General features: G+C 58.1%; 7 protein-coding genes and 3 pseudogenes. 9 read left to right on the forward strand and 1 reads right to left on the reverse strand.

What is annotated here, in order from left to right; translation table 11 throughout:
• Positions 1 to 38: 38 nt before the first annotated feature.
• From I2E45_RS08275 to I2E45_RS10570, 5 genes and pseudogenes are all read left to right on the forward strand, one after another.
• Complete coding sequence (locus I2E45_RS08275; protein WP_195234479.1) at positions 39 to 1,157, forward strand: glycosyltransferase family 2 protein; 1,119 nt, start codon at positions 39 to 41, stop codon at positions 1,155 to 1,157.
• A 12-nt stretch (positions 1,158 to 1,169) separates the two neighbouring features.
• Positions 1,170 to 2,237 carry a glycosyltransferase family 2 protein gene (locus I2E45_RS08280; protein WP_195445579.1) on the forward strand — a complete coding sequence of 356 codons (1,068 nt, stop codon included), beginning with the start codon at positions 1,170 to 1,172 and terminating at the stop codon, positions 2,235 to 2,237.
• A complete protein-coding gene (locus I2E45_RS08285) occupies positions 2,238 to 4,724 on the forward strand; it encodes a glycosyltransferase family 2 protein (protein WP_195445582.1) in 2,487 nt (828 codons plus the stop codon).
• A gap of 211 nt (positions 4,725 to 4,935) precedes the next feature.
• The gene (locus I2E45_RS08290) at positions 4,936 to 6,039 is read left to right on the forward strand and encodes a P-loop NTPase family protein (protein WP_271742286.1); all 1,104 of its coding nucleotides are present in this window, start codon (positions 4,936 to 4,938) and stop codon (positions 6,037 to 6,039) included.
• A gap of 177 nt (positions 6,040 to 6,216) precedes the next feature.
• Positions 6,217 to 6,351 (forward strand): annotated as a pseudogene (locus I2E45_RS10570) (ATP-binding protein); the annotation flags it as partial.
• Positions 6,352 to 6,577: 226 nt separating this feature from the next.
• Here I2E45_RS10570 and I2E45_RS10575 read toward each other — a convergent pair.
• Positions 6,578 to 6,766, reverse strand: a pseudogene (locus tag I2E45_RS10575) (ATP-binding protein); the annotation flags it as partial.
• A 286-nt stretch (positions 6,767 to 7,052) separates the two neighbouring features.
• Here I2E45_RS10575 and I2E45_RS08305 point away from each other — a divergent pair.
• The 4 genes and pseudogenes from I2E45_RS08305 (at position 7,053) to I2E45_RS08315 (ending at position 10,130) form a co-directional block, all read left to right on the forward strand.
• Entirely contained in the window at positions 7,053 to 8,054 is a 1,002-nt protein-coding gene (locus I2E45_RS08305) for an Abi family protein (protein WP_195445584.1), read from the forward strand.
• 671 nt (positions 8,055 to 8,725) lie between these two features.
• The gene (locus I2E45_RS10420; protein WP_458795897.1) at positions 8,726 to 9,013 is read left to right on the forward strand and encodes a transposase; all 288 of its coding nucleotides are present in this window, start codon (positions 8,726 to 8,728) and stop codon (positions 9,011 to 9,013) included.
• Positions 8,992 to 9,750 (forward strand): annotated as a pseudogene (locus I2E45_RS08310) (IS3 family transposase); the annotation flags it as partial. The gene I2E45_RS10420 and the pseudogene I2E45_RS08310, both read left to right, overlap by 22 nt.
• Before the next feature lie 119 nt (positions 9,751 to 9,869).
• Positions 9,870 to 10,130, forward strand: a complete 261-nt coding sequence (locus I2E45_RS08315; protein WP_006236372.1) for an IS3 family transposase — start codon at positions 9,870 to 9,872, stop codon at positions 10,128 to 10,130.
• Positions 10,131 to 10,615 lie beyond the last annotated feature (485 nt).

Genomic DNA, 10,615 nt, shown 5'->3' on the forward strand with positions numbered 1-10,615 from the left:
AAATAACCCTGTTACACGCTATTCAACAGGAGGTTCTCTTGCAGAACTCTGATACCCCTAAAGTTTCGCTGCTTGTCCCCATTTGCAATGTCGAGCGCTATCTGCGCGAGTGCCTCGATTCCGCCGTGGCGCAGACGCTCAAGGACATCGAGATCATCTGTATCAATGACGGTTCCACCGATAGCTCGCCGGATATCATCCGCGAGTACATGGAGCGCGACCCCCGTGTAAAGATGATCGACAAAGCCAACAGCGGCTACGGCGACTCGATGAACCGCGGTCTGGAGATGGCGCGCGGTGAGTACGTGGGCATTCTTGAGTCCGACGACTTTATGTTTGAGGATTCGCTCCAAAAGCTGGTCGCCAAGGCCGATGCTGAGCATGCCGATGTGGTAAAGGGCGACTTTTATCTGTATTGGTCCACGCCCAGCGAGCGCCGTGAGCTGTTTGGGATCATCGGCGAGTATATGACGGGCGCCGCGTATCGCCCCGTCGATCGCCCGGGCATCTTCTACCGCAAACCTTCCATTTGGTCGGCCATCTATCGGCGCGAGTTCCTCAACGACAATCAGATTCGGTTCCTTCCCACGCCGGGCGCCTCGTATCAGGACGCAGGCTTTAACTTTAAGGTTTGGGCATGCGCCGAGCGTGCAGCGTTTATCGCGGACCCCATTTTGTGCTATCGCCAAGACAACGAGAAGAGCTCAGTTAATTCGCCCAACAAGGTATTTTGCGTGTGCGACGAATACGCCGAGATGCAGCGCTTTTTGGATGAACGTCCCGAGCTCAAGGTTCAGCTCCAGGGCATTTTAATGCGCATGAAGGTCGATACGTATCGCTGGAATGACGAGCGTCTGGTCGATGAGCTGCGCGAGCAGTTTTGGGAGAAGGCTTCGCCCGAGCTCAAGGCCGATTGGGATGCCGGTCGCTTTGATCTGTCGCTGTTCGATCCGCGCGGCGAGACCGACTTGCGCCTGATGGTCAAGTCGCCCCGTGCTTATATCGATTCGCGCTTTGACTTTAAGAAGCCCGGCAAGCTCAATACGTTTAAGCACTACTTTAAGATTGGCGGCCTGCCGCTGGTCTGGCGCGTGCTGACGTATCAGCGCACCTACGGCGATAATCCGCATCCCGATGACGTGCCGGCCGCACAGTAGGAGCACTTGGCTATGACTACCCCCAAGATTTCCGTTGTCGTTCCCATCTATAAGGTGGAGGAGTGTCTGGCCTGGTGCCTGGACTCCCTGCTTGCGCAGGACATGCCCGATTGGGAGGGCGTGCTGGTCAACGATGGCTCGCCGGACGGCTCGCGCGATATTGCGGTTGCCTATTGCGAAAAGGACGCGCGCTTTACGCTGGTTGATAAGGAGAACGGCGGCCTGTCGAGTGCGCGTAATGCAGGCATCGCCGCGTCCACGGCGCCTATCGTCGCGTTCTTGGATTCCGACGACCGCTTTACGCCCGATGCATGCCGAGTGATCGTCGATGCCTTTGAGCGCGAGGACTGCGACGTTTTGACCTTTGGCGCGAATCCGTATCCGCTCGAGGCGGGGTATCCGTGGCTTAACTATGTGCTGAGCCCGCGCGATGTGTCGTTTGAAGGCTATAGCTCCGACCTGCTGTTTAAGGAAGCTTCTCGCCCCTTTGCATGGCGCACCGCCTGCAAGCGTGAGTTTTTGCTGGGCAACGGGATCGTGTTCGACGAAACCGTTAAGTATGGCGAGGACCAGGTCTTCGATTTTGCCGTGTACGGCCGTTCGCGCAAGACCGCGCTTATCTCGAACAAGCTGTATGACTACCGCGTGGCGCGCAAGGGTTCGCTCATGGACACCATGCGCTACGACGACGAAACACGTCTGCTGGAGCACGTGAAGATTTACTCCGCGGTGCTGGCTGACTGGCAGCGCGATGGTCTCGATGTCCAGCATGCCGATGACCTGGCGTACTTTCTCTGCGATCTGGTGCTGTACGATGCGCTTAGGTTACTGGGTTCGGACTGCGGCAAGGTGTTTGCTGCCGTTGCCACGGCACTTGCCGGTTCTGCCGTGGGCAGCGATGCTGCGCTCGCACAATGCGCTTCTTCTGTTGCTGCTATGGTGCGTGCGGCGCTTACCAGCAAGGCCCCCAATGCCCGTGCGTGCAAAAAGCTCATGTTCGATTACGACGTCTTGAGGTTTGGGCGCCTGGGTGCCTGCAAACGCATGGCAGCGAACGCCCTGGGAAAGCGAGAAGTGTAGATGAGTATCAAGCGTTTGGCACTTTGCCGCAGTCAGGGCCGTTTGTTTGTGCTGCTTCGTTTTGCCGGTCAGGATGTCGCCGCGCTTATTGAGCGGGAGGGTTCTCAAGCGTTTGCCCACGCGACAACGAGCGGTTCTTGTGTGCCGTCGCTGGTGCTCCCGGTCGATCATGGCCGTGTGCTGGCGCTTTGTCCTTCCGTTTCCGATTACGAGCGCGAGCTCGCTGTCTTGGTGCTTCCGTTTTTGGATGGCTCTGCGATCGACGCTGCATTTGTGTCCGGTGGCCAAAAGCTTGGCGCCATTCGCCTCGATAGCCGCGTGGCCAAGCTGGAATCCAAGATTAACTACAAAGCAAAGCCTGCGATGTGTGCGCTTGTTCGCGATGCACAGCGCAGCGAGTGCTGCGGTCGCTATGAGATCGATGCCGTTCGTTATTTACCGGCAGACGCCGGCGCGGTGTGGCGCTATGAGGTTACCTGGGCGGGAGATCCCCAGTGCGCACCTGAGCTCCAGATCTTCGATGCGCATATGAATGTCATCGATGCCACCGTGCATGTGTTTGAATCGCAGGGCGATGTGCCGCAGCGCAACGGTTGCCGCGTCAATAAAACGTATCTGAGCGTAGAGATGCCTCAGGATATACGGGATTTTGTCGCGATTGCGAGTGATCCCACAGAGCAGATTCAGAGCGGTTTTTGCGCCATGGATGGTCGCCTGTACAACGGCATGGTCGACGACAGTTGGAACCGCATGAAGGACGCGCGTGCAGACGACGCAGCTTATCGACGTTGGTTTGAGCGGCATCGCGCAAAGCCGGCCGATTTGGCGTGCCAGCGTGTCGCTTCGGCGGCCTTTGCCTATAGACCGCTCGTGAGCATTGTGGTGCCGTGCTACAAGACAGATCGGGTCTACCTGCGCGAGCTGCTGGACTCGGTGCTAGCCCAGAGCTATGACAACTGGGAATTGCTGCTTATGGACGCCTCGCCCGAATGGGATGCGGTGGCCAATCTTGCGGCTGCCGCCAATGACGAGCGGGTTTGTCGTATTGAGCTGCCTGGCAACGGCGGCATTGTGCTCAACACCAACGCTGGTATTCAGCAGGCGACTGGAGACTACATCGCGTTCTTGGACCATGACGACATTCTGGAACCGGACGCGTTATTCCAGTATGTTTCCGCGCTGAACAAGGCTGCCGAGGGCGAGCGTCCCCAGGTCCTGTTCTGCGACGAGGACATGTTCCAGAAAACGGGGGAGTGGGGCCAGCCGGTCTTTAAGACCAAACTCAACGTTGACCTGCTCTATAGCCATAACTGCGTGACGCATTTCCTGATGGTGGAGAAGGCGTTTATCGATCGTATTGGCATGTCCCCAGAAGACGTTGCGGGCGCCCAGGACTACGACCTGACGCTTCGCTGCCTTGCGGCGGGCGCGCGGTTTGAGCATGTTGCGCACGTGCTGTATCACTGGCGCGTTCATCCGGGGTCGACCGCCGATGGCTCTGCCGATAGCAAGCCGTATGCCATTGAAGCCGGGCGCCTTGCGCTGCAGCGTCACTTTAACGAGCTGGGCATTTGCGGAACGGTCGAGGAGACCGAGACGCCGTTTGTCTATCGCATGCGCTATGCGCTGCCGGAGCCTGCGCCGCTGGTGAGCATTGTGATTCCCACCAAGGACCACGTTGAGACGCTCGATGCCTGTGTGATGTCGATTGCCCAGAAGGCCACGTATGCCAACTATGAGATCGTCTTGGTGGAGAACAACAGCGAAGCCCCGGATACGTTTGCGTATTACGAAACCCTGCCGGAACGCGTGGCTTCAGCATCAGAAGGCAAGGGCATCGCGCGCGTTGTGTACTGGCCGGGCGAGTTTAATTACTCTCAGATCATCAATTTTGGTGTGGAGCACGCCAAGGGCGACTACCTGCTGCTGCTCAACAACGATACCGAGGTCATTAGCCCCGACTTTATCGAAGAGATGATGGGTTGTCTGCAACGTCCCGATGCGGGCGTGGTGGGTGCCAAGCTCTATTTTGCCGACCACCTGGTGCAGCACGCTGGCATTTTGGTCGGTGTGCGCGGCGCACTTGCCCATGCCAACCAAGACTTCTCGGCAAAGCGCGAGGGCTATCTTGCCCGTGCTGTGCGTCCGGGCAACTTTAGCGCCGTAACGGGCGCCTGCCAGATGGTGCGACGTGACGTATTTGAGCAGGTCGGGGGCTACAACGAGGAATTCGCCGTCGGCTTTAACGACGCAGACTTTTGCCTGCGCGTGTGGGAGGCGGGCTACCGCACCATCTTTACGCCCTATGCCGAGCTGTACCACTACGAGTTCACCTCGCGCGGCAGGGAAGAGGCTAACGAGGAAAAGCTGCGCCGCTGGAAACGCGAGCAAGCTCTGTTCATGCAACGCTGGCCTGAGTTCTTCTTGACGGGCGATCCATGGTTGGGGCCGAACTTATCCGCTGAGAGCGAGTATTTCTCGCTTTAGAAATTAGATTTTAGGAAGTCCTCAACTTACTTTCGATATGAGCTGAGAAGAAAGCAACGTCTAGGCGATTTGCTGCAATACATTACGATAGCTCGATACTTCCACGATACGTTTATACAGACTTATACAACTCGATATAATCTGATGTAGTCTACGATAAACTTATAAAGATAAGATTGACCAATAATCGATTGTCTTGAGAGGCAAACAAGTGAGCGCCACTGTATTCCATAATCCGTTTCGTCCCACTGCCGGCGCTGAGCCTCCGCGTATAATTGGTCGTGATGATATCGCCCTTGAGTTTACCGAGAGTTTGAATGCGGGAATAGGTGCACCTGCGAGACTCATGCGCATCGCTGGGCCGAGAGGCTCCGGAAAAACTGTTTTGCTCTGCGATCTTAGGGATCGTGCGCGAGAGCTTGGATGGAAGACCGCTATTGTTTCTGCTGGCCCTAACCTATTGCTGGACTTGAGGGATCAGGTTGCTGATTCTACCCTTGCGGCCAATGCTTCGGTCGGCGTAAACGCCGGCTTTGTTTCCGCGAAAGTCGATGTTGCGCCCAAAGAGTCGAGCCTTAGAAAGTTGCTATGCTCGGCAGCGAAGTCATCCAAGGGTCTTTTTATTGCCATCGATGAAGTTCAGGACGCTCCGATTGACGATATGCGTGCCATTGCGTCTACGGTTCAGCTTTTGATCGGGGAAAAAGTAGATATCGCACTTGCCTTTGCCGGCTTACCCGCCGGCGTTATGGATCTTATTAACGGCAAGGCGCTCACGTTTTTGCGTCGTGCCCTCCCCGAAGATCTGGCGCCTATCAACCAAGTGGAGGTAGCGCTCTCTATGGGCGATAGCTTTGTCGCGACTGGTTTGACTATAGAGGACAATCTTTTGTCGAGAGCCGCTAAGGCCACTAAGGGCTATGCCTATCTGGTGCAGCTGGTCGGTTATTCCATTTGGCAGCGCGCCAACTTGCATCGTGCCAAAAGTGCAATTGTGAGCGAGCGCGACGTCACCGAAGGCATTGCGCTGGCAGAGGCTCGTTTTCACGATGTTGTACACGAGCCCGCGATTTCTGGACTGGGGCTCAACGATATCAAATACCTTTTGGCCATGTGCGAGGATAAACAACAGTCCAAATCAGCCGAGATTGCTAGGCGCATGGGTAAAAAGACCAATGAGATCAGCTCTATTAGGGCCAAATTGCTACAAAGAGAGGTTATTCAGGCACCACAGAGGGGCTACGTGCAGTTTGCCGTGCCGGACCTAGATATCTATCTGCGAGAGAATGCTGCGGAGATTCTCGAGCGGTTCTAAATCGAGGCATGAATAGCCGCCGGTTAACTGCCTTTGTCGACTTGGCTCGCGTCCCCCCCAATCTAGTAGACTTTAAACCGTTGCTAGATTAGGGGGATTTTCAATGAAACGCTCCATGAAACTGGTTTCTGCGAGGACCTCGTGCTAGTGGGGGACGTCAGCACCGGCAAGACGCACATGGCCTCGGCGCTGTGCATGCTGGCGTGTGAGCGGAGGATGGAGGCCCGCTTCTTCACCGCGTCATCGCTCGTCATGCGGCTGCGGCGCGCCCGCGACGAGGGGCGCCTTGACCGTGAGGCCGCGCTCATCGGCTGTGCTAGGCTGCTCGTCATCGACGAGCTCGGCTTCCTGCCGCTGGATCTCGACGGCGCGCGCTCTTCTAGGTGTTCGCCGACGCCTACGAGCGGCAGTCGGTGGTCATCACCACGAACCTGGAGTTCAGCCGGTGGGGCGCGGTGTTCGGCGACGACCAGATGGCGGCGGCCGTGCGCATCGCCAGGGCCACGGCCATGCGGGTCTTGCCCCTGCCGGTCTTGCCGAAGAACACGAGGTCCTCGCGGGCGCCGACGAAGCCCAGCGAAAGCATGTCGTCGCGGCCCCAGCCCTCGGAGAACCGCACGTGCGACCAGTCGAACCCCTCGGCCGACTTGTGCACGGGGAGCCTCGCCTGCCTGAGCAGCCGTGCCCTCTTGGTCGCGTCCCTGTGCGCGAGCTCGGCCTCGAGCATGGCCCTGCAGCCCGCCACCTGCGTCCTCTATCTTGTCCACGTCGATCATTCCCTCCTGCCTTTGCTCGTTGCCGATACGACGCACCGACAACGTTAAGGCATGCGGTCTGGTCGGCGTGGCCGTGCTCAAAACCGAAAAACTATCGTGCTCAATTCTGAAAATCGGATGTGATCAAACCCGCAATCACGACGTTAACAAACACAAATAGGCCGGCGCCAACGACAGGCTCGCCCCGTCGAGGCGGGCTGGGATATAATTTCCTAGAAGGAGGCCAAGGGAGGTTCGATGAAGAAGGGCATGAGCATCAATTCCCTCATGAAGCACATGAGGACGAATCACGGTATGGAGGATTTGCGGGGGAGCGACAGAAAGATACTGCTGAGAAACATGGGCTATTTCCATGGCTATAAAGGCTTCCGGTTTGTCCGAAAGCCCAAAAATGCGCTCCCCCTCCCTTCGTTCGATGCACTCATGGACATATACGGGTTCGATTCCGCCATCAAGGCTGCAATCTACCCGGAGATAATGTTCATCGAAACGGCGGTTAAAAACATAGTCTTGGCCAGAATACTTGAGAACATAGAGGACCCCGGGCTGGCGACCTTCTTAAAGCGCGGCCTCCGGACATGCAGGGATGTCAACGGAAGGGTCGTGAACGGGCAGATGGGGGAAAAGCTCAAGCTCAAGAGCCAGCTTCAGAACATCGTGAGACGGAGTTACAAAAACGATCTCGTGAAGCATTATGTCGATCGCGACGATGACGCGCCCGTTTGGAGCATTTTCGAGGTGATGACCCTCGGCGATCTCACAAGCGTATGCAGAAGCCTTCCCGATGAAATCCTCGCCGATATCGCAAGCGACCTAGGTCTCTTACATGCGAACCCCGGCATCGTCATCAACATCGTCGAGGCGATTCGTCCCTTAAGGAACGCGGTCGCCCATAACGGGGCGGTATTTGATTCGAGGTTCAGCCAATCGGTTAAGTATCCCAAGACCGACAGAAACCTGGCCGCGGTTGGCGAGCTTCTCGATGAGGATCTTTCTATCGGGTACAGGTTGAATTTCAATTCCATAATCGACTACATCGTTCTCCTGGCCTACCTATTGACCTTGCTAACGCATCAGAAGAAGCGTTCCAGAGATTTTCTTCGGAAATGCCTGCGGGAGCTCGAGAAGCTCGAGAGCGCTGTCGGGGTTGATACGTACATGATGATCGTCGGAAGCGGTGACCGGCAGAAATACGGATTTATTGAGGGGTTCATCGATGGCTACGGGCGCAAGCGGTGACGTTCCTTCCGTGTGCTAATATGTGCAGAGAGAAACGGCGAAACGCCGTGGGAGGGGCCGATCAGTCGACTCCTCCCTTTTAATATGAGTTGAACATTGCCAAGAGGCAAAACCGGCCCGGCCGCCCGCGGAGCTACCGCGCACGGCCGGGCCTACCTATCTTCACCCTGCGACCGCGCCGCTGGAGGGCGTGTCTGCTCGACGCACGTTCGGCATTCTAATATCCGCGCGTGGCCTTCTCGGCTGCGCATTTCGTTGCTACGGCTGGGGGCCTCGCGGCGAAATCGGAGTCTTTATGCGGGCATGGCGGTCTCCCGCCGCCCAGAAAAGGGACTCGAGTGGCCTCCCAACGGCCTCGAGCGCGGCGCGCGCCGGGGTCGGAACCCGTGTCCGGGGGCGGCGGCGCGCTACGCCGCCGCCATCCCGGCTATGGCCCACACCCAGCACGCCATCTCGCGCGCCGTGGCGCAGTTGGCCATGCACGGCCTCTTGCCGGCGGCGGCCATGGCCTCCCTGCGGTCGATCAGCCTGCGGTTGCACTTCGTCGCGTGGCGCCGCGCCGCGGGGGCGACCTCTGACCTGTATCGTTTTTTCGGACACGCGGGCTGGAGGGATCGTGTGGCCGCGATGCCCTAGACTGCATACAAGCCGATGGACGGAAGGATTGCCTCATGGTCGCCAATCAGAAGAAGTACACCGACGAGTTCAGGCGGGAGACAGCCGACTACGTCATCTCCACGGGGCGCCCCATAACCCAGGTCTGCGGGGAGCTCGGGCTCAACCCCAAGACGGTGAACGACTGGGTGCTCAAGCGCAAGCGCGAGTTGGGGGGCGAGCCCGACCCGAGGGCCGAGGAGCGCGAGCTTCGCGAGGCGAGGAAGCGCATACGCGAGCTCGAGGCGGAGAACGCGTTCCTAAAAAAAGCCGCGGCCTTCTTCGCCAAAGAGCAGGCACTCTAGCCAGGTACAGGCTCATGGAGGCGGAGAAGGGCAACTTCACGGTGGCGATGATGGCCAAGGTGCTGGGGGTGAGCCGGTCGGGCCACTGCAGCTGTGTTTCCAACGGCTGCCCCGTCGACGACTGGTCCGAGGCGCGCGACGCCGTGCGACGCGTGTGGCTCGAGTCCGACAGGCGCTTCGGCGCGCGGTTCGTGAAGTGCTTCCTGCCCGACGGCCTGCGCGGCATCACGCTGTACCGTGTGCGCAAGTGCATGCGCGAGCTGGGGATCCGCGGCTGCACGCCGTACAAGTCGAAGAGGACGACGGTCCCCGACAGGGACGCCAAGCCAAGGCCCGACCTGATCAGGCGGGACTTCACGAGCCCAGTGCCCACCTACAAGCTCGTCGGCGACATCACCTCCCTGCGCACCGGCCAGGGCTGGCTCTACCTGTCGACGGTGATTGACCTGAACACCCGCATGTTCGTGGGCTGGTCGCTGTCCGAGCGCATGACCGCCGATATCGTCGTCAGCGCCCTCGAGAGCGCGCGTGCGCGCGGGTACGTGGCAGAGAACGCCATATTCCACTCGGACAAGGGGGCGCAGTACACCAGCCGCAAGCTCGCTGAGTGGGCCAGGGGCAACCATGTGCGCCTCTCTTGCAGCCGTACCGGCAACTGCCACGACAACGCCGTCGCAGAGTCGTTCTTTGCGACGCTGAAAAATGAAATGTACCACCGCAGGAGCTTCGCCACCAGAACACAAAGGACGCCCGGCTGGTCAAGTCGGCGTTCGCGACGCTCTCCTTCCCCATCTCGGACATCGAGGTCTTCCACACGGACCGCGGCAGCGAGTTCGACAACGCCGAGATCGACCTGATGCTCGAGGCCTTCGGCATTGAGAGGTCGCTGTCGGCCAAGGGCTGCCCCTACGACAACGCCGTCGACGAGTCGACCAACAGGATACTGAAGGCCGAGCTCGTCCACCGCGAGACGTTCGGCACGACGCGCGAGCTCCGGGCCAAGCTCTCGGACTACGTGCACTGGTACAACAACTTCAGGATCCACTCGACGCTGGGCTACATGTCTCCGGTCGAGTTCAGGGAGGCGGGGCTGTCCCTCCCGGAATCGTCCAAATAGGTGTTGCCAATCCAACCGCCTCTTTGATTATCAGCCGGGGCTATCTCGGCTTTTTTGATTGGGGCGGTTGTTATGTTGCTGAATCTTTAAGGGACGAAGATTGTATTTCAAAGGCCCACGATGTGCATCTGGTCACTCATATCTTTTCGAGACAGAACGATAAGAAGCTATATGATTCTCTTGTTTAAAGATGGTGAGTTCGACGATTCCCAGATTCCAAGAACTATTAGGTCTTTCCTAGACCCCTCTCTTCTTGCTCATTAGAAGATTCAGAGACGCGCGCGAGCGTTGCATACTGGCGTTTGATTCATGAAGACCACGCTCTATTTTTCTTGAATGCGTTAGCCAGGCTACTCTTTCGATGAAGCCCCAGACGCCTCTGATACAAGCGAAACATTGGGGCTTTTTGCTCATATGACCCAATCCGCTGTCAAGAGCCACAATGGCCCCGCCGACCGCTTGCAATCGGTCGGCGGGGCCTGCCG

Origin of the sequence: Collinsella aerofaciens (genome assembly GCF_015555045.1) — a bacterium.
In the GTDB taxonomy this organism is placed as follows: Bacteria; Actinomycetota; Coriobacteriia; order Coriobacteriales; family Coriobacteriaceae; genus Collinsella; species Collinsella aerofaciens_W.